The sequence below is a fragment of the Mesorhizobium sp. B2-4-12 genome, assembly GCF_006441575.1.
Classification (GTDB): domain Bacteria; phylum Pseudomonadota; class Alphaproteobacteria; order Rhizobiales; family Rhizobiaceae; genus Mesorhizobium.
In genome coordinates this window covers 60,575-83,652 of record NZ_VFVC01000019.1, presented here as the reverse complement: position 1 = coordinate 83,652, position 23,078 = coordinate 60,575, and the positions used below count along the sequence as shown (strand labels likewise).

The 23,078-nt window shown below is 62.3% G+C and carries 23 protein-coding genes and 1 tRNA gene; 14 read left to right on the top strand and 10 right to left on the bottom strand.

The annotated features are described in order from the left end of the window. Window positions 1–168 precede the first annotated feature (168 nt). From FJ934_RS13770 to phaC, 6 genes are all read right to left on the bottom strand, one after another. A complete protein-coding gene (locus FJ934_RS13770; RefSeq protein ID WP_140610161.1) occupies window positions 169–486 on the bottom strand; it encodes a hypothetical protein in 318 nt (105 codons plus the stop codon). Then, entirely contained in the window at window positions 483–917 is a 435-nt protein-coding gene (locus FJ934_RS28370) for a helix-turn-helix transcriptional regulator (RefSeq protein ID WP_246671505.1), read from the bottom strand. The genes FJ934_RS13770 and FJ934_RS28370 overlap by 4 nt, the downstream gene beginning before the upstream one ends. A 587-nt stretch (window positions 918–1,504) precedes the next feature. Beyond that, window positions 1,505–1,798 (bottom strand): adenylate cyclase, encoded by a 294-nt coding sequence (locus FJ934_RS13760; protein ID WP_140610160.1) that lies wholly within the window; start codon window positions 1,796–1,798, stop codon window positions 1,505–1,507. Window positions 1,799–1,989: 191 nt separating this feature from the next. Then, window positions 1,990–2,064 (bottom strand) — tRNA-Glu (locus FJ934_RS13755). Between the two features lie 248 nt (window positions 2,065–2,312). After that, window positions 2,313–3,557 carry a YcbK family protein gene (locus tag FJ934_RS13750; protein ID WP_140610159.1) on the bottom strand — a complete coding sequence of 415 codons (1,245 nt, stop codon included), beginning with the start codon at window positions 3,555–3,557 and terminating at the stop codon, window positions 2,313–2,315. Window positions 3,558–3,772: 215 nt separating this feature from the next. Then, window positions 3,773–5,608: a class I poly(R)-hydroxyalkanoic acid synthase gene (phaC, locus tag FJ934_RS13745; protein WP_140610158.1), complete on the bottom strand. Its 1,836-nt coding sequence runs from the start codon at window positions 5,606–5,608 to the stop codon at window positions 3,773–3,775. 98 nt (window positions 5,609–5,706) lie between these two features. Between phaC and FJ934_RS13740 the strand changes: the two genes are divergently transcribed. The 7 genes from FJ934_RS13740 (at window position 5,707) to recJ (ending at window position 12,606) form a co-directional block, all read left to right on the top strand. Further along, window positions 5,707–6,099 (top strand): hypothetical protein, encoded by a 393-nt coding sequence (locus tag FJ934_RS13740; protein ID WP_140610157.1) that lies wholly within the window; start codon window positions 5,707–5,709, stop codon window positions 6,097–6,099. 60 nt (window positions 6,100–6,159) lie between these two features. Further along, on the top strand, window positions 6,160–7,377 hold the full coding sequence (locus tag FJ934_RS13735) for an LL-diaminopimelate aminotransferase (protein WP_140610156.1): 1,218 nt from the start codon (window positions 6,160–6,162) through the stop codon (window positions 7,375–7,377). Between the two features lie 42 nt (window positions 7,378–7,419). Beyond that, on the top strand, window positions 7,420–8,733 hold the full coding sequence (locus FJ934_RS13730) for a homoserine dehydrogenase (protein ID WP_140610155.1): 1,314 nt from the start codon (window positions 7,420–7,422) through the stop codon (window positions 8,731–8,733). Between the two features lie 116 nt (window positions 8,734–8,849). Then, complete coding sequence (locus FJ934_RS13725) at window positions 8,850–9,206, top strand: hypothetical protein (protein ID WP_140610154.1); 357 nt, start codon at window positions 8,850–8,852, stop codon at window positions 9,204–9,206. A 66-nt stretch (window positions 9,207–9,272) separates the two neighbouring features. Beyond that, the gene (locus FJ934_RS13720; protein ID WP_140610153.1) at window positions 9,273–9,440 is read left to right on the top strand and encodes a Thivi_2564 family membrane protein; all 168 of its coding nucleotides are present in this window, start codon (window positions 9,273–9,275) and stop codon (window positions 9,438–9,440) included. Window positions 9,441–9,630: 190 nt separating this feature from the next. Then, window positions 9,631–10,614, top strand: a complete 984-nt coding sequence (gene glpX, locus FJ934_RS13715) for a class II fructose-bisphosphatase (RefSeq protein WP_140610152.1) — start codon at window positions 9,631–9,633, stop codon at window positions 10,612–10,614. Between the two features lie 210 nt (window positions 10,615–10,824). Next, on the top strand, window positions 10,825–12,606 hold the full coding sequence (gene recJ, locus FJ934_RS13710) for a single-stranded-DNA-specific exonuclease RecJ (protein WP_140610151.1): 1,782 nt from the start codon (window positions 10,825–10,827) through the stop codon (window positions 12,604–12,606). Window positions 12,607–12,743: 137 nt separating this feature from the next. On the opposite strand, the gene FJ934_RS13705 is transcribed toward recJ, so the two are convergent. The 3 genes from FJ934_RS13705 to folE all read right to left on the bottom strand — a co-directional run bounded on the left by FJ934_RS13705 (window position 12,744) and on the right by folE (window position 14,987). Beyond that, window positions 12,744–13,718, bottom strand: coding sequence for a patatin family protein (locus FJ934_RS13705; protein WP_181165610.1), 975 nt, complete (start codon window positions 13,716–13,718; stop codon window positions 12,744–12,746). An 87-nt stretch (window positions 13,719–13,805) separates the two neighbouring features. After that, window positions 13,806–14,261, bottom strand: coding sequence for a phosphoribosyl-AMP cyclohydrolase (hisI, locus tag FJ934_RS13700; protein WP_140610180.1), 456 nt, complete (start codon window positions 14,259–14,261; stop codon window positions 13,806–13,808). Between the two features lie 90 nt (window positions 14,262–14,351). After that, window positions 14,352–14,987: a GTP cyclohydrolase I FolE gene (folE, locus tag FJ934_RS13695; protein WP_140610150.1), complete on the bottom strand. Its 636-nt coding sequence runs from the start codon at window positions 14,985–14,987 to the stop codon at window positions 14,352–14,354. Between the two features lie 240 nt (window positions 14,988–15,227). On the opposite strand from folE, the gene FJ934_RS13690 reads away from it, so the two are divergent. The 5 genes from FJ934_RS13690 to FJ934_RS13670 all read left to right on the top strand — a co-directional run bounded on the left by FJ934_RS13690 (window position 15,228) and on the right by FJ934_RS13670 (window position 20,664). Next, on the top strand, window positions 15,228–15,674 hold the full coding sequence (locus FJ934_RS13690; protein WP_140610149.1) for an iron-sulfur cluster assembly scaffold protein: 447 nt from the start codon (window positions 15,228–15,230) through the stop codon (window positions 15,672–15,674). Between the two features lie 247 nt (window positions 15,675–15,921). Beyond that, complete coding sequence (yidD, locus tag FJ934_RS13685) at window positions 15,922–16,299, top strand: membrane protein insertion efficiency factor YidD (protein WP_140610148.1); 378 nt, start codon at window positions 15,922–15,924, stop codon at window positions 16,297–16,299. A gap of 396 nt (window positions 16,300–16,695) precedes the next feature. Beyond that, complete coding sequence (gene blaOXA, locus FJ934_RS13680) at window positions 16,696–17,514, top strand: class D beta-lactamase (protein ID WP_140610147.1); 819 nt, start codon at window positions 16,696–16,698, stop codon at window positions 17,512–17,514. 149 nt (window positions 17,515–17,663) lie between these two features. Then, window positions 17,664–19,640, top strand: coding sequence for a threonine--tRNA ligase (gene thrS / locus FJ934_RS13675; RefSeq protein ID WP_140610146.1), 1,977 nt, complete (start codon window positions 17,664–17,666; stop codon window positions 19,638–19,640). A gap of 85 nt (window positions 19,641–19,725) precedes the next feature. Next, entirely contained in the window at window positions 19,726–20,664 is a 939-nt protein-coding gene (locus FJ934_RS13670) for a GNAT family N-acetyltransferase (RefSeq protein WP_140610145.1), read from the top strand. A gap of 76 nt (window positions 20,665–20,740) precedes the next feature. Here FJ934_RS13670 and FJ934_RS13665 read toward each other — a convergent pair whose 3' ends face one another. Next, a complete protein-coding gene (locus tag FJ934_RS13665; RefSeq protein ID WP_140610144.1) occupies window positions 20,741–21,703 on the bottom strand; it encodes a hypothetical protein in 963 nt (320 codons plus the stop codon). 154 nt (window positions 21,704–21,857) lie between these two features. Between FJ934_RS13665 and FJ934_RS13660 the strand changes: the two genes are divergently transcribed. After that, window positions 21,858–22,442, top strand: coding sequence for a nitroreductase (locus tag FJ934_RS13660; protein WP_140610143.1), 585 nt, complete (start codon window positions 21,858–21,860; stop codon window positions 22,440–22,442). Then, on the top strand, window positions 22,443–23,051 hold the full coding sequence (locus FJ934_RS13655; RefSeq protein ID WP_140610142.1) for a flavin reductase family protein: 609 nt from the start codon (window positions 22,443–22,445) through the stop codon (window positions 23,049–23,051). Window positions 23,052–23,078: the final 27 nt, after the last annotated feature.

Sequence of the window (23,078 nt, the reverse complement as noted above, 5' to 3'; positions counted from 1 at the left end):
CCTTAGAGCGATTCCAAAAGTCGATCGCGAACCAAGGACCAAGTTCGCTGCCATCTTGGCGGCAAACGCGCTGTACGGGCTTCCCTGCCTCTTCTGAGGGGTTTTCAAGGCGCTGGCAAGATCATCGAAAGCGATGCAGGTTGAACCACTGTTTTCCCTCGCAGACAATCAGTCATAGATGATCTGGCTGCGCGATCCGTCCAACGTCATGAAGCCGATGTGCCGCCGATCCTGATAGAACTCGCACGAGGCGACCGACCGATGGGGGGCATGCGCCTTGTTGCGGATTTCAAATTCGATCGTCACCTTCAGCGGATCAACTTGCTCCGTGACGCTGATGCGCCTGTAGCTCTCGTGACTCTCACCATGCAGTTCGAAAAACCGCAGAAAGTTCTCACACCGTGCGATCGGAGTCAGCGCCGGCTCCGAGGCTGCCGGCGAAAGCATCAATGCGTAGGCGCACAACGCGGCCAGGATCGCGGTCATTTCCTCAACCTAACGCCGGCGCCGCCGTCGACCATCTGTCCGTCTTCGAGGAAGATAACGCCCGCTTCACGGAGAGCGCGTTCCAGGACTTCCAGTGTGGCGTTGCGCGGGTTAGACATTCCGGTCTCGAAATTCTGGAGCGTCGCAATGCCGACCTTGGCCGTGTCGGCGAGGTTCTGCTGCGTCCATGATACGAGCGCGCGAGCGGCGCGGCACTGCGTCATCAATTCGATCATCCCCCTTCGATCATCCCCATAGATACCTTCGTGCAAGGCGTTGGTCGCGTCGAGGGGCTTTCGAAAAACCTCTGTCGCGTTTCGCACTTCGCCAACCAGCGCGGTTTCGACGGCAGCCAGGAATGCGTCTGCGTTGCCAAGTTCATCTTGACGTTCGAAACGATGCTGGCGACGTCGGCGGCGACGGTAAAGCACACCGAGATCAGCGATGAAGAGTTTTTCAGCCCGACTGGCGGGGCGACAGTCAATTAACTCGAAGACCGGCTATTTTTTGGCCCGGCGACTTCGGCTTCCGGATCTTTTGCATTCAACGGAACGAGATGCCGGGAAGCCGGTTAACTAGATATGCCAATCAAGGTCAAAGAACCTCCGGCGAGGCCGGACCCGAAGAAGCCACCTGTTCGTCGTCCCGACGAGGAAGAATCGCCACAACCCAAACATGTCGATCCACCGCCGCGAGATGTGCGAGAGGCACCAGTACCAAATCCCAACGGCGATAAGAAATCCTAAGCGTTCCGCAAGCAAAAAAGGGCTCGGCTGCTTCGGGGGGAATGCTATGTCTGTGGCGGAAAAGTCACGCAACTCGAATATCCAGCACTTCAACTGGCGCGAGCTTATTATCCAGCTAAGCGAGGCGTATCGTTGTCCGCGGGTAAAAGGGGACACTCCTCCCGAATTAGCGCCCGCTGCGGAATAAGGTGGTGGGCGTTTTCTTTACCCCGAAAGGGCCCGGCGGCCACCGGCTTGCCAGGCCTTTCTTGTGCTTTGCAGGCTTGCGAGCATCACTTATGCGATTGCTGGAAGCCGGCCACGTCGTATTGAGATACGCTCTTCGGGTTCTTTGAGTTCTGCGGCTGCTCGCCGGCATAGTGTGTTCCCGCATTCCCATCGGGATTGAAGGCAGAACCCGGGGCAGAGCTGGCGTGGCCAGGGGTGGTGCTACCCGTTTCAGAGGTGCCGATCGTTTGGCTGGGCTGACCAGTCGTGCCTGTTACGGTATGGACGTTGGCAGCCAAAGCCGTGCTGGCGGAGGCTATGAACAAGCCGGCGATCATTGGCGTGAGGAGATGCTTCATGGTGTTCTCCTTTGCGTTTCAGGAAGGCGCTCGGGGGTAAGAGCACCCGGCATGAAGCACGAACGCTTTTCGGGCCCGCTTTTATTCCGGTGGCTTCGGCTTCCGGGCCTTTTTTTGTTGGATGATTCTCGGCCCATATTGGCCAAATCTTGGACAGAGGCCGGTAAAAATTCACTAAGTGCTTGATTTTGTGGTACGCCCAAGGGGAATCGAACCCCTGTTACCGCCGTGAAAGGGCGGTGTCCTGACCGCTAGACGATGGGCGCGCTCAGATGAAAGCGGCTTATACTGACGTTGCACGCAACCGGCAACCCGTCTGTGGCCGCTCGCGACAACTTTTTTCCGACCTGTCGAAGCGATCGATTTGCGCGGCCTTGACACCAGTTTCCGGCCGCTGCCCAACAAGACGACCGCGTTGATTTGCGAACTCTTTCAGACGATTGCGAGCCACTTCGACATTGGATCGCCCTGCAACACCAGATTCTGCTTGGTGTCCGGCTGGCCCACTCCGAAATCAGCCCTCGTCACCGCCGCTGCGCCTCCGGCAGCGCCAGTTCCAGTCGCGCTCGGGACCGACATCGACGTGAACCGATTCGGTGTGGCAGTAGGTGCCGACGCCGCCACGGCCGGGCATCGTCCTGATATAGCTCGCCAACTCCCATTTGGAGACGCCGGGCACCTGGATGTCGGCGGCCGCGCAATACATGTGCAGCGAGTTCTTGGCGCCGTTGGCGCGACGGTTGCGGGCAGGGTCGCGATAGCCCGAGGTGACGACCATCTTGCGGCCGTAATGGCCTTCGATCGTCTTCAGTACCCGCACCAGAGACGGCTTCAGGCAGGCCACATCGACGCTTTCGTTCTGCCTCAGCAGCCCGTTGGGCGCCAGGCGCGCCATGCCGGCGGCGGACGCAACCTGATAGGAGCCGCCTTCGTCCTCATTGAGGTCGACGTCGCTTTCATCGTCGAGGCCGGATTTGCGCTTGATCTCGAACAGGGCCGTCTGGCGCACGCCAGGCAGGGCGTCGCTCCCCGTGATGTGACCGGCTTCATCACCGGTCGAAGCCAACTGTATCGGCTTTGCCGTGGAATCGGCCGAGGCCAAAGTGATGATCGGCTTTGCCGCCGCCGGCGCTGGTTTGGCCTGCGCGGCCGGCTGTTCGCCCGATCGCGTGTTGACCAGCGGAGCAGGCGTCGCCGAGGCAGGCGTGGCGCCAAACATCGAGGCCAGGAAGCCTCTTTTCTTCGGCGGCTCGGCTTGCGGCATTTCACCCGCGGTCAAATAGACCGGATTGTTCATCACCGGCGCCGCGGCGGCCTTTGCCGCCGTCACGGCGGCATCGGCGGCGGCGATCTTCTGCGCGACCGCGTCGGTCTGCTGCGCCGTCTGCGCCGGCTGCTGGAAGGCCTGTGGCGTTTGTCCCGCGATCGTTTGAGCGCCGGCCGGCGTTATCAGCGGAAAGGCGGCTTCGGGCTTGGCCATCGGCACGTAGGCGACCGTTTCGGGCAGCGCCGTGTCACCTTCGCTCATCACGGTCGTTTGCGTGGCCATCATCTGCGATGACGAATCGGCGGTGGCGACCGGCTTACTGGTGGTTGCCGCGTGGATGTCCGAAGAGGAGGTATTGTAGCCAGGCATCACGACCGACATTGTCGGGTCGCCGGCCGATGTGCAGGAGGCCAGGAGCACGGAGCAGAGCGCTGCCACGACGGCGCGGCGGTCTCCCTTTGCGAGGCTCCATCCTGCTGATTTCAAAGTCAATTCCCCCTCGATGTCCGGTCGGTTTGTCCTTGGCGCAACGCCTGGGCATCGGCGTCAAGGCAACCTTTGTCTCCGATCCGGAAACGAGACCTGTGTCAAATCAGCAAGCCTGGAAGTATTTTTGCAGTAATCGCCTAATTACGGCCGCTTGATGGTTGACGACACCATTTCGCCCGCTTTTGACGGTCCGTCAACTCACCACACATTACAGTCCGTTACACACGCACCTTCACATAGGTGCCGGGAGCATCGCCCAAGGTTTTCATATGCTTGCCGGGTTTGCGGGCAGGCACGCGGGTGTTGTCCTTGGCCTCTATCCAGTTCTGCCAATGCGGCCACCAGGATCCGGGATGCTCGGTTGCGTTGGCTATCCATTGGGCGAAGTCACCAGTCGGCGCACCGCTGGTCCAGTACTGGTATTTGTTGGATGCGGGCGGATTGACGACGCCGGCGATATGGCCCGATCCCGCCATCACATACTCGACCTCGCCGCCGAAAAATTTCGAGCCGAGGAAGACGGACAGCGCCGGCGCGATGTGATCTTCCCTGGAGGCGAGGTTGTAGATCGGAATGGTGACATCGCCGAGCGAGACCGTGTGCCCCGCCAGTTCCATCGTGCCGCGCGACAGGTTGTTCTCGAGATAGCAATTGCGCAGGTAGAAGGAGTGGTTGGCCGCCGCCATGCGGGTCGAATCGGCGTTCCAGTAGAGCAGGTCGAAGGGCAGGGGTTCCTTGCCGCGCATGTAGTTGTTGACGACATAGGGCCAGATCAGGTCGCCGGACCGCAGCATGTTGAAGGCGGTCGCCATCTTGGTGCCGTCGAGATAGCCCTTTTCATTCATCGATTTTTCCACCGCCGCGACCTGTTCCTCGTCAACGAACACTTTCAGGTCGCCGGCATAGGTGAAGTCGACTTGCGTGGTGAAAAAGGTCGCCGACTTGATGCGGTCGTCGCCTTCCTTGGCCATCAGCGCCAATGCCGCCGCCAGCAGCGTGCCGCCGACGCAGTAGCCGATCGCGTTGACGTCCCGTTCGCCTATGGCTTTCTCGATCGTGTCGAGGCCGTATTGCAATCCTTCCCTGATGTAGGCTTCCCAGTTCTTGGCACCGTGACGCTCGTCCGGATTGATCCAGGAAATGACGAAGACGGTATGGCCCTGCTCGATTGCCCAGCGGATGAAGGATTTCTGCGCGTTGAGGTCGAGTATGTAGAACTTGTTGATCCACGGCGGGCAGATCAGCAGCGGGCGTTTCAGCACCGTCTCGGTTGCCGCCTCATACTGGATGATCTCCGCGACATCGCTGCGGCCGACGACCTTGCCGGGCGTGGTGGCGATGTTCTTGCCGATCTCGAAGGGAGAATAATCGGCCTGGCGCAGCTTCAGGTCGCCCTTGCCAGCGGCGATGTCCTCGGCCAGCATCTTCATGCCGCGCACCAGGTTCTCGCCGTTGGAGGCCACGGTTTCGCGAAACAGTTCCGGGTTGGTCAGAATGAAATTCGACGGCGAGATGGCGTTGGACACCTGCTTGACGTAGAAGCTCGCCTTGTGGCGGGTGTGCTCGTCCAGACCTTCGGCGTGCTCGACCAATTCGGACGCCCAGCGCGAGGTGACGAGATAGGCCTGCTTGAGGAAATCGAAGAAGGCGTTGCGGCCCCATTCCGGATCCTGGAACCGCTTGTCGCCGCGCTCGGGCTTGACGGCATCGTCGGGACTCTCGGCGTTGGGGTTGACGCGCTGGATGGCGTTCGCCCATACGGTCATATAGCCGGCGAACAGCCGCGTCTGCGCTTCGAGCGCGCGCTGCGGGTCGGCAAGCCAGTATTCGCTGAGCTTGGAGAACGTCTTGACCATGTCGACAACCGGTTCGGCGACGTGATCGCGCACTTCGCCGCGTTCGCGCGGCTCGGCCCAAGCGGACGCCGCCTTGCCGGCCTGCTCGACCATCCGCGCCATATTCAACGCGAAGCGCTCCGGATCCTTCACCAGATATTGCTCGACGGTCGAAGGCTCGTCATCTTCCGCTTGGCCCGAATCGGGTGTCTTGGACATGGTTCGCGGGGTTCCTCCCGAAGCGTTTTCTTGACATATTAACATGGGACATCCGGCAGGGTCCAATCTCGCTCTACCCCGGCTGCCAAGGAAACAATATGACGATTAATATTGGCGAGACTGTTTTTTTTGGTGCCGCACGCTTTTGCCGCATCGGCACGGCGGTGATCCTGCTGGGGGTTGCTGGGTGTTCGAGCACGAATACCAGCGGTCCGGTGCCGATGGCCGAGGATGCGGGCCCGAAGGATACCGGCACCTTTCCGAATCTGAACATCCCACCGAAAGTGGCGAACAAACAGTTCACCGAAGCCGAGAGGAATGCGAAACTCGCCGAACTGAAGGCCGACGAGAATGCACAAGCGCCCAAAGGGGGCGCCCCAAAGGTCACCAATCAGGCGACGCTGACGGATCTGGCCAAGCAGCATGGCCCTCAGACGCTGAAGCAGATCGAAGGCAAATGCGACCCCGCCCTCGACCCTACCTGCAAATGAGTATATAGCGCGCGCCCAACGCCCCCGAGTGTCTGGGCTCTTTCGATGTCTGGAACCGCCATGGAAGAATTTCACAAGGTCCGCCGCCTTCCGCCCTATGTTTTCGAGCAGGTCAACCGGCTCAAGGCCAGCGCCCGTTCGCGCGGCGCCGATATCATCGACCTCGGCATGGGCAATCCGGACCTGCCGACGCCCAAGGCCATCGTCGACAAATTGTGCGAAGTGGTGCGCGATCCGCGCACGCATCGCTATTCCTCCTCGCGCGGCATTCCGGGACTGCGCCGGGCCCAAGCGGCCTACTATCAGCGCCGCTTCGGCGTGAAGCTCGACCCCGACACGCAGGTGGTGGCCACGCTTGGCTCGAAGGAAGGCTTCGCCAACATGGCGCAGGCGATCACCGCGCCCGGCGACGTCATCCTGTGCCCCAATCCGACCTATCCGATCCATGCCTTCGGCTTCATCATGTCGGGCGGCGTCATCCGTTCGCTGCAGGTCGAGCCCGATGACGGCTTCATTCCGGCGGTCGAGCGGGGTATCCGCCATTCGATCCCGAAGCCGCTGGCGCTGATCCTCAACTATCCGTCGAACCCGACCGCGCTGGTCGCTTCGCTCGATTTCTACAAGGACGTGGTGGCATTCGCGAAAAAGAACGACATCATCATCCTGTCCGACCTCGCCTATTCGGAGATCTATTTCGACGGCAATCCGCCGCCTTCGGTGCTGCAGGTGCCGGGCGCCATCGATATCTGCGTCGAGTTCACCTCGATGTCGAAGACCTTCTCCATGCCTGGCTGGCGCATGGGCTTTGCCGTCGGCAACGAGCGGCTGATCTCGGCGCTGACCCGGGTGAAGTCCTATCTCGATTACGGCGCGTTCACGCCGATCCAGGTGGCGGCCGCACATGCGCTCAACGGCGACGGCGCCGACATCGCGGAGGTGCGTGAGGTCTACCACAAGCGCCGCGACGTGATGGTCGATGCCTTCGGCCGCGCCGGCTGGACCATTCCCGCCCCTGCGGCCTCGATGTTCGCCTGGGCGCCGATCCCCGAACCTTTCCGTCATCTCGGCTCGCTCGAATTCTCCAAGCTGCTCATCGAACATGCCGACGTGGCCGTGGCGCCCGGTGTCGGCTTCGGCGAACATGGCGACGATTTCGTACGCGTGGCGCTGGTGGAGAACGAGCACCGGATTCGACAGGCGGCGCGCAATATCAAGCGCTTCCTGTCGACCAGCGCCAAGCAGCCCAACAATGTGGTGCCGCTGTCCGCCCACCGGTAAGCCGTAAACAATTTCGATCTGACTTGAGGGACATCGCCTGCTATGGCTGAAGCACTGCGTGTTGGAATTGCCGGACTTGGCACGGTCGGTGCGTCGGTGGCGCGCGTGCTGCGCGACAAGGCAGCGGAACTGACCCGGCAATGCGGGCGCGACATCACCGTCACCGCGGTGTCGGCGCGCGACCGGAAGCGCGACCGCGGCGTCGATCTCTGTTCGGCGACATGGTTCGAAGACCCGGTCAAGATGGCGCAGACCGCCGACATCGACGTGTTCGTCGAGCTGATCGGTGGCGATGAGGGGCCGGCGCGCTCGTCGGTGAAGGCGGCGCTCGAAGCCGGCCGTCACGTCGTCACCGCCAACAAGGCGCTGCTCGCCAAACATGGCGTGGCGCTTGCCGAAATCGCCGAGAAGAAGGGTGTGCTGCTCAACTATGAGGCGGCGGTGGCAGGCGGCATTCCTGTCATCAAGGCGATGCGCGAGGCGATGGCCGGCAATTCGGTCACCCGCGTGTTCGGCATCCTCAACGGCACCTGCAACTATATCCTGACGCGCATGGAGGCCGAAGGCATCTCGTTCGACGCCTGCCTGAAGGACGCACAGCGGCTCGGCTACGCCGAAGCCGATCCGACCTTCGACATCGAGGGCCACGACACCGCGCACAAGCTGTCGATCCTGACCAGCCTTGCCTTCGGCACGAAGATCGCCGCCAACGACATCTACATGGAAGGCATTTCCAACATCACCCAGGCCGATATCCGGGCGGCGGGCGATCTCGGCTACCGGATCAAGCTGCTCGGCGTCGCGCAGCGCACCGAAAGCGGCATCGAGCAGCGCGTCCACCCGACCATGGTGCCGACTGCCTCCGTCATCGCGCAGGTGCATGGCGTCACCAATGCGGTGGCGATCGAGACCGACATCCTCGGCGAACTGTTGCTTTCAGGTCCCGGCGCTGGTGGCAATGCCACCGCCTCGGCCGTCATCGGCGACGTCGCCGACATCGCCAAGAGCCGCCCAGGCTTCCAGCACGGCCCTGTCTTCGGCCGGCCGGCGAAGGAGCTGAAACCCTACAAGAAAGCGCAGATGCGCAGCCATGAGGGCGGCTACTTCATCCGGCTGACCGTCCATGACCGCATCGGTGTGTTTGCCGCCATCGCCAAGCGCATGGCCGACAACGATATTTCTCTGGAATCGATCGTCCAGCATGCGGTCAGCGGCGAGGCGGCGGCGCAGAAGACGGTCATCCTCGTGACCCACGAGACCACCGAGGCCGCCGTTCGCAAGGCCGTCGACGGCATCACCAAGGACGGCCACCTGACCGACAAGCCGCAGGTCATCCGCATCGAGCGGGCAGGGTAGCGCCCGGGCGCCGTCGGGCGGGGCCTCGCCGGCGTCACTTCGCAGATAGCCGTGATCGGCCGGAACGAAACCGCGCCGGCGCCGTTCTCTTGGTCAACAACCAAGGGAGCCGTTTGATGGCCGACACCAACAAGTCCGACAGCCCGAACATCGACGACATCCAGAAGACGCTGGAAAAGCAGATTGCCGAACTGCGCAAGGAGATCACCAAGATCAACGAGAGCATTTCGGCGCGCGGCGCGGAAATGCTGAACGATGCCAGCGAGCAGGCTTCGGACTTCTACGATACGGCCGCGACCCGTGCGTCGCGAACAGCACAGCAGTTGCGCAGCCAGGCCCAGGCGGTTTCAGACGTCGCACGCGAAAACCCGGGCACGACGACCGCTGTTGTCGGCATGATCGGGCTGCTCGGCTTTCTGGCCGGGCTTGCTGTTGGCCAGTCGATGAACGACACGTCGCGCCGCTGGTATTGACCAACACCGAGCCGATGTCGCCGGCTCGGTTTCCGATTTCAGGAATTGATTTCAAGGAGGGGCACCATGGCGTCATCCGTGTTGATCGGCATACTGATCACGTTCCTGGTCATCATTCTGGTCCTCTATCTGGTTCAGCGCCTGCCGCTCGATGCCAGGATGAGACAGATCGTCCAGATTATCGTCATCATCATCGGCATCGTTTCGCTGCTCAGATATCTCGCGGTTTTCTAAGCGGCAATTCGCGTTTCAGGCTGCGCCGGTTCCTCGGGAACAGGCCAGCATCGTTTTAAGAATGCGGTTTAATCGATTGATATCGCAGGCCTTTCGATAAAACTCCCGGCAGGTCTTGCCGTTGTCATGCTCGTTTGACAAAACAGGCGCGCCTCCGGCGGGAGGTGGCATGCAAACGAGGATTTCCCCAATGAATGTGGCCCAGAACATCGTCGCCGGTCTTGACCGGATTCTCACCATGGAGTTGGTGCGCGTCACCGAACGGGCCGCGGTCGCGGCTGCAAGGCTGCGTGGCCGCGGCGACGAGAAGGCCGCCGACCAGGTCGCCGTCGATGCCATGCGCCAGGAACTCAACCGCCTCGCCATCAAGGGCACTGTAGTGATCGGGGAAGGCGAGCGGGATGAGGCGCCGATGCTGTACATCGGCGAGGAGGTCGGCACCGGCAAAGGCCCGGCGGTCGATATCGCGCTCGATCCGCTCGAAGGCACGACGATCTGCGCCAAGAACCTGCCGAACGCGCTCGCCGTCATCGCCATTGCCGAGAAGGGCAGCCTTCTATTTGCCCCTGACGTCTACATGGACAAGATCGCCATTGGCCCGGGCTATGCGGAAGGCGTCATCGACATCGATGCCTCGCCGGCCGAGAACATCGCCAGCCTGGCCAGGGCCAAGGGCGTCACGGTGTCTGACATCACGGCCTGTATCCTCGACCGGCCGCGCCACGCCAGGCTGATCGACGCCGTGCGCGCCACGGGAGCCGCGATCCGGCTGATCGGCGATGGCGATGTCGCCGGCGTCATCCACACCACCGATCCCGATGAGACCGGCATCGATATCTATCTCGGCACCGGCGGTGCGCCGGAAGGCGTGCTGGCGGCCGCCGCACTGCGCTGCACCGGCGGCCAGATGCAGGGCCGGCTGATCCTCGATACGCCGGAGAAAATCGCACGTGCCGCCAAGATGGGCATTTCGAATCCGAAGCGGGTCTACCGGGCGGAGGACATGGCGCGCGGCGATGTGCTGTTCGCGGCCACCGGCGTCACCGACGGCAACATGCTGGCGGGGGTCAAGTTCGGCCGCACCTACATCACCACCCATACGATCGTGCTGCGCTCGTCATCGCGGACCGTACGGGAGATCAAGGCCCGGCATCAGGATCTGGATAAGTTCTAGATCCGCTTGCGAAGCCGCATCGCAGTTGTTAGCCATTCGGTTGCTGCTGACGGTGGCGAGTGGTGCGGTCGGCCAATGATTTCGGTGCGCGGCTGAAAGGCGGAAAGCGTAGTTCTTCTTGAGATCTCCCGCGACGGCGTACGATCCTGAACCGCTTGGCTTCGCCCGCCTTTGGCCTATCCTGCGGCCAATCATGAGTCGGCAAAGCGCATGACGGGCGAAAGGCGCCTTTTCCTCGATGTCAGGCAGTCGGCTACCGGTCTTTCCTGGGAGCACCGGCTGACCGAACGGCAGGACATGATCGCGCTTGCCATCGCGCAGGGTCATGGCGTGCCCGATATCGTCGCGCGCGTCCTGGCCGGGCGTGGCGTGACAGCAGAGCAGACCGAGCGGTTCCTTGATCCGACGATCCGCGACCTGTTGCCCGATCCGGCCTCGCTGACCGACATGGACAGAGCCGCCATCCGCATCGCGGCCGCGGTGATGGCGCGGGAAAAGGTCGCGATCTTCGGCGATTACGATGTCGATGGCGCCGCCTCGTCGGCCTTGCTGAAGCGGTTCCTGACGCATTTCTCCGTGCCGTCGGAAATCTATATCCCGGATCGTATCTTCGAGGGCTATGGTCCCAATCCCGAGGCCATGCGCGAACTCGTCTCGCGTGGCGCGACGCTGATCGTCACCGTCGATTGCGGCACCAACAGTGCCGTTTCTGTCGATGCGGCCAATGCGGCCGGCGCCGATGTCGTGGTGCTCGACCACCATCAGGTCGGCGGCGCCTTGCCGGCCGCAATTGCGGTCGTCAATCCGAACCGCGACGACGACCTTTCCGGGCAGGGCCATCTCTGTGCCGCGGGCGTGGTCTTCCTGGCCCTGGTGCAGACGGCAAGGGTGCTGCGCGGCCTGACCGACGCCACCCTGCCGGATCTGCTTTCGCTGCTCGATCTCGTCGCGCTTGCCACCGTCTGCGACGTGGTGCCGCTCACCGGCGTCAACCGCGCTTTCGTCGTCAAGGGACTGCAAGTGGCGCGCCAGCAGAAAAATGAAGGGCTGGCCGCATTGGCACGGGTTTCGCGGATCGGCGAACCGGTCAGTACATTCCATTTGGCCTACCTGATCGGCCCTCGCATCAATGCCGGCGGCCGCATCGGCGACGCGGCGCTCGGCAGCCGCCTGCTTGCGACAGACGACCCGGTCGAGGCGCGGACCATTGCCGAAACGCTCGACCGACTGAACCAGGAGCGACAGCTGATGGAGCAGGAGATGCTGGCCGCGGCGCGCGCCGAGGCCGACGCCGAGCTTGCGGGAGGAAGCGGGCCGGCGATCGTCGTCACCGCCAGCAACAACTGGCATCCCGGCATCGTCGGCCTGCTTGCCTCGCGGCTGAAGGATCATGCGCGCCGGCCAGCCTTCGCCATCGCTTTCAACGCCAACGGCACCGGTACCGGGTCGGGCCGTTCGGTTTCGGGATTCGATCTTGGGAGATTGGTTCGCGAAGCCGCCGACGCCGGGCTGATCGTCAAGGGCGGCGGCCATGGCATGGCGGCCGGCATCACCGTTGAGCGTGTCAGGCTTGGCGAACTCAGGGCTTTTTTCGAGGAACGGGCGGCAGCCGACGTGTTTCGGCTGCAGGACGAGGAAAGCCTTGCGATCGACGGCGCGCTTGCGGCGGAAGGTGCGACGCTCAGCCTGCTCGAAGCGCTGGAAAGTGCGGGGCCTTTCGGCGCCGGGCATGTCGCGCCGGTTTTCGCGCTGCCGCGCCATCGACTGGCCGATGCCAGGCCGGTCGGCACCAATCATATCCGCGCGGAGCTGCAGTCGGAAAGTGGCGGACGCCTCCAGGCGATCGCCTTTCGCGCCGTCGACACGGCACTTGGCGAATTCCTGTTCAAGAACCGAGGCAAGACAATCCACGTCGCCGGATCGCTGTCGGGCAATTACTGGAACGGCAGCCGCACGGTGCAATTTCGCATTGTCGACGCGGCGCGGGCCTAACCCCTGAGCCGCGGTACTCAGCTGGGCAGCGCATAGCGGAGCAGCGTCACCTGCGCAGACCAGCATAATCAATTGGGGCGGGCGCGGCATCGCTCCGTCAATTGAATGGCACAGCAGGCTTCTGAAGGGGGATAGCTCTAGGCCAGAACCGACTGCAGCCGGGTCAGTTCGCCGATCTGCGCCATGGTCGCCTGGTAGCCGAGCTGGATCGCCTCGTCGGCGCGATGAAATTCGGTGAGGCCGATATGGCTGAGTTTCGGCTGCAGCGACATATCGGGCGGATCGCCGGCAAGCCTGGCGCGCGAGATGCGGTCCTGGATGATGTTGAAGGCCTCGACCATGACACCGGTGATACCGAGGCGCGTCTGATGCGACTGGTGGTCCGGATCCAAGTGGCCGGCGCGGGGGGCGTCCTTCTCGACAACCAGCTCGCCGGCGCTGTGCTTTATCACCGCAGCACGGCCGAACAGGTCGTAATGGAGGTTGACCGCCACGACCAGAGGCTGCTCATAGGCGCGGCAGACCGATACCGGCACGGGATTGACCAACGCTCCGTCGACCAGCACTCGGCCGTTGCAATTCACCGGCTCGAACACGCCAGGCAGTGCATAGGATGCGCGCATGGCCGTGATCAGCGAACCGCTCGACAGCCAGATTTCGTGGCCGGTGCGGATTTCCGATGTGACACAGACGAATGGCTTGGGCAGGTCTTCGAAGCGAACGCCCGCCACATGCTCGCGCAGACGCGCATCCAGTTTCATGCCGCCGAAGAGGCCGCTGCCGCGCAGATTGAGATCGAGCAGGCCGAAGATGCGCCGCCTGGTAAGGCTGCGGGCGAACTCTTCCAACTCATCCAGTTTGCCGGCGAGATAACAGCCCCCGACCAGCGCGCCGATCGAGGTGCCGGCGATCATCGAGACTTCGATGCCCGCCTCATCGAGCGCGCGCAGCACGCCGATATGGGCCCAGCCCCTGGCGCAGCCACCGCCGAGGGCCAGAGAAATTCCTGTTTTCTTGGGAGATTTCGTTTCGGATGCGCCGCCGGGAGAGGACAGGCCATTGGCCTCCCTGACATCTGGTCTGTTACGCAATGACGCCCACTCGAGCATCATGATCTCCCTTGTCCCAAGGCTAATATACGGACGGGCCGTATCGAAATGATGAATCTGTGTGGTTGGTATGAGGCAGAAGGTTCAAGCTCAGGTCTTTCGATACGTGGTTTGCGCATCGAACAGCGGTTTGCTGCCATCGTCGGCAAGCGTCCCCTTGCCGTCGACCAGCCCCACCGTCCGATAAAAGCATGAACGCCGGCCGGTGTGACAGGTTGCGTCGTGGCCCAACACTTTCACGCGGAGCCACAATGCATCCTGGTCGCAGTCGGTGCGCATCTCGATGACATGCTGGAAATTGCCCGAGGTTTCGCCCTTTTTCCAAAGCGCATTGCGCGAGCGCGACCAGTAGTGGGCGACGCCACTCTCCAGGGTCAGCGCCAATGCCTGTGCGTTCATGTGTGCGACCATCAGCAGCATCCCGTCTTCGGCATCGGTGACGACGACGGTAACAAGGCCGGCAGTGTCGAAGCGCGGTGAAAACACCGCGCCTTCCTCCAGAGCCTTCTTGTCTGACGGAGCTTCGGGAAATTCCAGTGCCGACATCGCCGATGTATTTTCCTGTTTGACCATGATCTTATCCGAAAACCGGTTCCCACGTTTCGGGATCATGGTCTAGCGATATCGGCCTAGGCGTTATGCCCGGCCGCCACGCACCATGGTGACAAAACGAACCTGCTCCTCGGGCGTGTCCTTGAAGACGCCGGTGAAGGTGGAGGTGAGTGTGGTGGAGCCCTGCTTGCGGATGCCGCGCATGGCCATGCACATGTGCTCGGCCTCGATCATGACGGCGACGCCGCGAGGGTTGAGCACATCCTGGATAACGCCGGCGATCTGCGCGGTCAGCGCCTCCTGCGTCTGCAGGCGATGGGCAAAGATATCGACGACGCGCGCGATCTTCGACAGGCCGACGACCTTGCCATCCGGCAGATAGCCGACATGCGCCTTGCCGATAATCGGCACCATGTGGTGCTCGCAATGCGAATGGAACTGGATGTCCTTTACGATGACGAGATCATCATAACCGGCGACTTCCTCGAACGTGCGGCCGAGTTCCTCTGCCGGGCACATATCATAGCCACCGAACATCTCGCGGAAGGCCTTGGCCACGCGTTTGGGCGTGTCGATCAGCCCCTCGCGGTTCGGATTGTCGCCGGTCCAGCGCAGCAGGGTGCGAACGGCGGCCTCGACCTCGGCTTCGCTCGGCCGGTCGGTGACCGGCTTTTCCATGTAGGCGGACTGGGGCATGAGTTTCTTGATGACGGCATCCATAAAGGCGTCTCCCGTAGTTCCTCTCTCAGGAGGAACGAGTTGAACGGACCACGACCTTTCGGTGTCGGAAACTCGCCCCGTTTCCAGCCCCGTAAGCGGCGTGAACTTCCCGGCCAGGACAGCGGGCATGCGTCGCCTTGTCGTTACCGGACTGCCAGCATTATATAAGACCGTAGCGAGCGAAAGGAAGACGCGGCAGCGGCAATCGCTGTTCGCTTGGCGGCGACGGATTGGAAAATAATGATCAACGACGTCTACAACGCGAAAATTCTCGGTTTTGCCGGAAACATCGCCCGCATCGGCCGGCTCGATCATCCTGACGCAACCGCAAAGGCCCATTCCAAGCTTTGCGGTTCGACGGTTACCGTCGACCTCAAGATGGCGGACGGCGTGGTTACAGACTTCGCCCATGACGTGAAGGCCTGCGCACTTGGCCAGGCATCGTCCTCGATCATGGCGCAGCATGTCGTCGGCGCGAGTGCCGAGGAGTTGCGCGCGGTGCGCGATACGATGCTGAAGATGCTGAAGGAAAATGGCGAACCGCCGGAAGGGCGCTTCGCCGACCTCAAATATTTGGAGCCGGTGCGCGACTACAAGGCACGGCATGCCTCGACCATGCTGACCTTCGACGCTGTGGTCGACGCGATCGGTCAGATCGAAAAGAAGCGCGCCGAAGAAGCGGCTTGAGTTTGGAATGTCGCGGTATGGTGCACCAGCTTCGCGGCCGGACTGGCCGTGGGCTGCTATTTGCCTGGAGCCTTGCCGTCGCATTTGCGTCGAGCGGCGGACGAGCCTGTCAGCTCTGACCGGTGGACACCTCCGGTCGACAGACAGCCGTTTCGCCGCTCGCGCCCATGACAGGGTAGGGGCGGGGATTGCGTTCTCTTGTGGAAGCCCACATCTATCGCGTGGAAATGCGATACGGAGAACAGCGGTGGATCCGCATGGACATGGGGATAGCGCCGGACCGGCAAGGCATGGCCGCAACTGGCCCGGCCCGTGGCGCAAGACGCCGGGGCGCCTTTTCGGCACGTCTCTCGTGCGACTCTACCAATTGACGCTGTCCGGCTTCATCGGCAATTCCTGCCGGCATTTGCCGACCTGTTCCGAATATATGCATGAAGCCATCGCCCGCCACGGCCTGTGGGCCGGCGGCTGGATGGGATTTTTCCGCGTGCTGCGCTGCGGGCCATTCGGCACGCACGGCATCGACCTGGTGCCGGAAGTGCTGGCGGACCGTTATGTCTGGTTCATGCCTTGGCGCTATTGGCGGATCGGCAGAAAAGGCGGCAAAGCTAGCAGCAGAGGATAGTCCGGAAACGGGTGGCGACGCCTGCGGGCCGAGGTGACTCTGAGACCTCCAGGATATGAGGTTTGCCATGATGTCGCTGTTTCTTGCCATTCACATCCACGCTGCAAAACGGGGCGATGGATTGCTGCCCGAATTTCTCGGAGCAAGGCCGCAGCCCGGCGACCTGCCGAAAGCCATGAATGAAAACCCGACCAGCTCCGCTCCAGTCGTCAAAGGTGCTTCAAAACCTGATCCGCATCTGCGCAAGGACGTTCGAAAGCCGGTCATCCTTAGGCTGCGTTTACGATCCGGTAGGGTTAACGCGAACCTGCATAAAGACTGCGCATTTGAGACAAAATCGAGACAAGAGACCTCGTTAAGCCGCTTCCCAAACCCCCTTCTGGAGCGAGCAGAAAAATGCGTAATGTCGATCGGCTTCCTTTTATCCTGGCCGGAGTCCTCTTCCTGCTCGCCTGGCTGCTGGGGTTTCCGATGCGCGCGCAGTCGGCGCCGCTGGAGGATGTGCAATGCACGCTGATCGCCGACGCCGCGACGGGCAAGACGCTCTACCAGGACGGGGTATGCGACCAACGGTTCAGTCCCGCCTCGACGTTCAAGGTGCCGCTTTCGCTGATCGGCTATGATGCCGGGATCCTGAGCGATGAGCATACGCCAACCTGGAACTACAAGCCGGAATTCAATGCGGTGAAACGGGACCAGAAGGCCGTCGATCCGGCGATTTGGGAACGCGATTCGGTTCTCTGGTACTCGCGCGAGATCACGCGCCGGCTCGGCAACGAAAAGTTTGCCGGTTATGTCTCCAGGTTCAATTATGGCAACGGCGACGTTTCCGGCAATCCCGGCAAGGATGATGGGCTCACCCGTTCCTGGGTCAACTCCTCGCTGCAGATCACGCCGGTCGAACAGGTCGCCTTCCTGCGCCAGGTGCTCGCCGGCAAGATGCCGGTGTCGGCGAAGGCGCATGAAATGACACGCGCCATCATGCCGAGCTTCAAGGCTGGCGATTGGGCCGTTCAGGGCAAGACCGGCAGCACCCGGCTCGGCGAGGGTGGCAAGGGCAGGCGCTCGCTCGGCTGGTTTGTCGGCTGGGCGCAGAAAGACGGCCGTCAGGTCGTGTTCGCCCGGCTCGTCGTCGATGCCAAACGGACTGACATGCCGAAGGGGTTGGCGACACGGGCCGCATTCCTGAAGGACCTGCCGCAACTGATCCGGTGAGCCGGGCTTTACGGCGGCGGCATCTGCTCATAAAAGACTGCCGCCGCCGGACGCCTCCGGCTAACCTGATGCACGCCGCAGGCCCGAACCGCTGTCGACGTGCATTTTTACCACCCGCGCTCGTTTGCGGGACTGGATAGGAGATTTCAATGCTGAATTCCGTTTCCCTGACATTTCCCGATGGCTCCGTCCGCGAATACGACGCGGCGATGACCGGTGCCGGTCTCGCCGAATCGATCTCGAAGTCGCTGGTCAAGAAGGCGGTCGCCTATGCCATCGACGGCACCGTGCGCGACCTCAGCGATCCGCTCGGCAAGTCCGGCAAGGTTGAGATCATCACCCGTGACGACCCGCGCGCGCTGGAACTCATCCGTCACGATGCCGCGCACGTGCTGGCGGAAGCCGTGCAGGAGATATGGCCGGGAACGCAGGTGACCATCGGGCCGGTGATCGAGAACGGATTCTACTACGACTTCGCCCGCAACGAGCCGTTCACCCCGGACGATTTTCCGGTGATCGAGAAGAAGATGCGCGAGATCATCGCGCGCAACAAACCGTTCACCAAGGAAGTCTGGTCGCGCGAGAAGGCGAAGAAAGTCTTTGCCGAAAAGGGCGAGCGCTACAAGCTTGAACTGATCGATGCCATTCCCGAGGACCAGGACCTCAAGATCTATGCGCAGGGCGACTGGTTCGATCTCTGCCGTGGCCCGCACATGGCCTCGACCGGCCAGATCGGCAACGCCTTCAAGCTGATGAAGGTGGCCGGCGCCTATTGGCGCGGCGACTCGAACAACCCGATGCTGACGCGCATCTACGGCACGGCCTGGGCCGACCAGGCGCAGCTCGAAGCCTATCACACGATGCTGGAAGAAGCCGAGAAGCGCGACCATCGCAAGCTCGGCCGCGAGATGGACCTGTTCCATTTCCAGGAGGAGGGGCCAGGCGTAGTCTTCTGGCATGCCAAGGGCTGGAAGATGTTCCAGAACCTTGTCAACTACATGCGCCGCCGCCTCGACGAACAAGGCTACCAGGAGGTCAACGCGCCGCAGGTGCTCGACAAGAGCCTGTGGGAGACGTCAGGCCATTGGGGCTGGTATCGCGACGCCATGTTCAAGGTGACGGTTGCGGGCGACGACACCGATGACGACCGCATCTTCGCGCTGAAGCCGATGAATTGCCCGGGCCATGTGCAGATTTTCAAGCATGGGTTGAAATCATATCGCGATCTGCCCGTAAAGCTTGCGGAATTCGGCAATGTGCATCGCTACGAGCCGTCGGGCGCGTTGCACGGGCTGATGCGCGTGCGCGGCTTCACGCAGGACGATGCGCATATCTTCTGCACGGAGGAGCAACTGGCGTCGGAGTGCCTGCGCATCAACGACCTGATCCTGTCGACCTATGCGGATTTCGGTTTCGACGAAATCAGCGTGAAGCTGTCGACGCGGCCGGACAAGCGTGTCGGCACCGACGAAGCCTGGGACCATGCCGAGGCGATCATGGGCAGCGTGCTTGAGACGATCAGGTCGAGGTCCGGCAACCGGATCAAGACCTCGATCAATCCGGGCGAGGGCGCCTTCTACGGGCCGAAGTTCGAATATGTGTTGAAGGATGCCATCGGTCGTGAATGGCAGTGCGGCACGACGCAGGTCGATTTCAACCTGCCGGAACGCTTTGGCGCCTTCTACATCGGCTCGGATTCGGAGAAGAAGCAGCCTGTCATGGTGCATCGCGCCATCTGCGGTTCGATGGAGCGCTTCCTCGGCATCCTGATCGAGAACTATTCCGGCCATTTCCCGCTGTGGTTCGCTCCGTTGCAGGTGGTGGTGGCAACGATCACGTCGGACGCCGACCAGTATGCGACCGAAGTGGTGGCAAAGCTCAAGGCCGCCGGCTTGTCTGTGGAAGCGGACCTGCGCAACGAGAAGATCAACTACAAGGTCCGCGAGCACAGCCTGGCCAAGGTGCCGGTCATCCTCGTCTGCGGCAAACGCGAAGCGGAAGAGCAGACGGTCAACATGCGCCGCCTGGGTTCGCGCGACCAGGAGTCGCTCGGCCTTGCCCAGGCGATCGCACAACTGAGCGAAGAAGCCATCACACCCGATCGCCGGCGCAAGCGCGCTGCCTGAACGAAAACGGATTCGATCGAATGGCGGTGGAGCGATCCACCGCCATTTTCACATCCCTGTCACGCCGATCTAGTAACGAGCCCCTATGCTCAAGCTGAAATTGCGCCAACGACCCTTTCCCGAGCTTTCCTACGCCAATCCGCGCCAGCCGGCATTGGCGCGCTGGTTCATTCACTCCGTCGAAGGCCTTTCAGGCCGCGATCGTTTCGCGGTGCTCTATGATTTCTGGCGCCGCCAGGTGGTGCCGAGCGGCGAGCGCATCTTCAGCCGCATGCTCGAGCTGATCGACGTGCGGATGCAAATAGCCGGCCAATGGCCGCCGAAAGACCTGCCCGAAACGCCGCTGGTGATCGTCGCCAATCATCCATTCGGCATCGGCGACGGCATCGCCGCGCTCTCGCTGGCCGAGCAGTTGGGGCGGCCGTTCCGGGTGATGATCCACAAGGATCTGCTCAAGATCCGCGAGATGGAACCCTATTCGCTGCCGATCGATTTTTCCGAAACCAAGGAAGCGTTGAAGAACAATCTGGCGGTGCGTCATGAGGCGGTGCGGCTGCTGAGGGAAGGCGTCACCATCGTCGTGTTTCCGGCCGGCGGCGTCGCCACTGCGCCGAAGGGTTTCGGCCGGGCAATCGACCTGCCATGGAAGATGTTCCCGGCCAAGCTGATCCAGGACGCCAAGGCTTCAGTGGTCCCGATGCATTTCTCAGGACAGAACGGCCGACTGTTCCACCTCGTCAGCGGCCCGATGAACATGGCCGAGCGCGACGGGCGCGTGGCAAAGTTCGTCGGCAAAACATCGCTGACTTTGCGCACCTCGCTGCTCATCCACGAATTCGCGCGGCTCTCCGGCCGGTCGATCGAGGTGCGTGTCGGCGATGTGCTGACCTGGAATGATCTGCAGTTCTTGCGCGACCGCAAGGCGCTGCTCGAGCGGCTTTATCGCGGCGTCTTCGACCTGGCGCCGCCTTTACCGCGCCGCCGGATTCCATTTTTGCCCGCACGGACCAAACTGGCCGCTTAGCAACGTTTCGCCTTGATATATCACTAATATATCATGCGGACGACCGGTCGCGGCCAGGCCGATTCCGGCGGCCCCCCTAATCCGCGCCTTCCTCGGGATCCATCGCCGCGGCTTCGGTGGCCAGAACCTCGATCTCCTGGTTCTGCCCTCCCACGACCGTGAAATCCTTTTGATAAATACGGTCGCGGTTCTTGGCGATGATGGTGTAGTCGCCCTCGGCAAGCACCATCGAGGCGAAGGCGCCGACGGTCTCCTTGATCGGATCGCCGGATTCATTGAGCAGCGACCACGACGTATCGGCGATGGCTTCACCGCCGGCTTCGCGTACCAGCTTCATCGTGATTTCGGCGGCGTGATGCTCGACGGTGGCCTCGGTCAGCTTGCCGGCCTCGACGCGGATGTCGGAGCGGATGACCGCATTGACCGCGCCATAGGTCGAGACGACGTGATAGATGCCGGCATTGAGCCGCACGACGCTGTTGGGCTCGACATCGGGAATGATCAGCGCGCGGTCGCCATTGGGTGCGGCATGGCCCTCGTAGATCGAGAAGCGCAGCTTCTTCGGCGGTATGCGCACGCCACCGGACAGAACCGCGTCGAGCTTCAGGCCGCCGGCATCGAGCACGAGGCTTTCCCGCTTGGCGTCCTTGCCGACCGTGATGCGTTTGGTGGCGCCGGCGCGGCCATAGGAGGCATGAACCAGGTAGCTGCCGGGCTCGAGCTGGAAGACGGCGTTGCCGCCATGGGCGGAAGCCACCATCGGCAATTTGCCATTGACGGCTTCAGGCTTGAAGACGCGCCAGACGAGGCCCCGGGTGATGTCGGCGCCCTTGTCGGTCAGCTGGGCGGAAAGCGTGATCGAGCCGCCGCCGCCCAGCGCGAGCGGCGTTTCGCTTTTGGGCGTCGCATAGCTCGAAATTCCGGGAAGTTTGAGGTCGCTTATGCCGTCCTTTTCCTGCGCAACGGCCATGGCGACCGGCAGCAAGAACAGCACGGCACAGAGCCGAAGCAGGAAAAGTCGCAGTCGCCCCTCAAACATGCCTTGCGTTGAAGCCCATGGCGGTGGCAATTTCAAGGCTTAAGAGTCCGATCCGCGACTCTTCAGTCCGGCGCTCGCGCGCCTTTGCCCGAGCCACCCGAATTCCCGATGGTGCGCTTCAGCTCAAAACAGAGTGTCCAGGAGACTTGCGCCCATGGCGTCGCCTATCATCGACTTCCTGCTGACCCGAAATTCAGCGCCGATTCCCGACCTCAAGGAGCCTGCGCCCAGCGATGCCGATATCGCGACGATGATCGCCGCCGCGACGCGCGTACCCGATCATGGCCGGCTGGAACCCTGGCGCTTCATCCTCTATCGTGGCGATGCTCGTGTCGAGATCGGCAGGAAGCTGGCGGAACTTGCCGAACAGCGGGAAGGGCCGCTGCCCGAGGGCCGCCGCAATCAGGAATTGGCGCGCTTCTCGCGCGCGCCGCTGGTGATCGGCGTGGTGTCGGTGCCGAAAGAGAATCCCAAAATACCGCAATGGGAGATGTTCCTGTCCGGCGGCATGGCGGCGATGAACCTGATGATATCAGCCAACGCGCTGGGCTACGGCACCAACATGATCAGCAACTGGTATTCCGATGTGCCGGAGGGCAGGGCGATCCTTGGACTGGCGCCGCGGGAGCGCGTCGTCGGTTTCATCCATATCGGCTCTTATGCCGGCCCCGCGCCGGAGCGGCCACGGCCTGATCCGGCAAAGCTCTACGCCGACTACACCGGGCCTTGGGCGGGCTGAATGTTCTACGAGCCGTCCAAGGGGCATGGGCTGCCGCACGATCCGTCGAAGGCGATCGTGGCGCCACGCCCGATCGGCTGGATATCGACCCTGAACAAGGCTGGCGAGATCAATCTCGCGCCGTACTCCTTCTTGAACGCCATTTCGACGCGGCCCTTCATCGTCTGGTTCTCCTCGGAGGGCGAGAAGGACAGCGCCTCCTTCGCCGAGGAGACCGGTGAGTTCGTCGCCAACCTGGTCGGCCGCGATCTGGCGGAGAAGATGAATTACACGTCCGTCAATGCGCCGCGTGGCGTCAATGAGTTCGTCTATGCCGATCTCGCCATGGCGCCTTCGCGTCTCGTCAGGCCGCCACGTGTGGCGGTAGCGCCTGCCGCGCTCGAATGCCGGGTGACTGAGATCTTTCGCCCGAAGGCGCTGAATGGGGCGCCGACGAGCGCCGTCGTCGTCGCCGGCGAAGTGGTGGGCGTGCACATCGACGATGCTTTTCTGAAAGACGGCCTGTTCGACGTCACCAAGGCTGGCAACGTGGCTCGCCTCGGCTACATGGACTATGCCAGCGTCAACGAAATCTTTTCGATGCGCCGGCCGCGCTGGGGCAAGGAATAGATTCCAGGCTTTGGCAAATCACAGCGC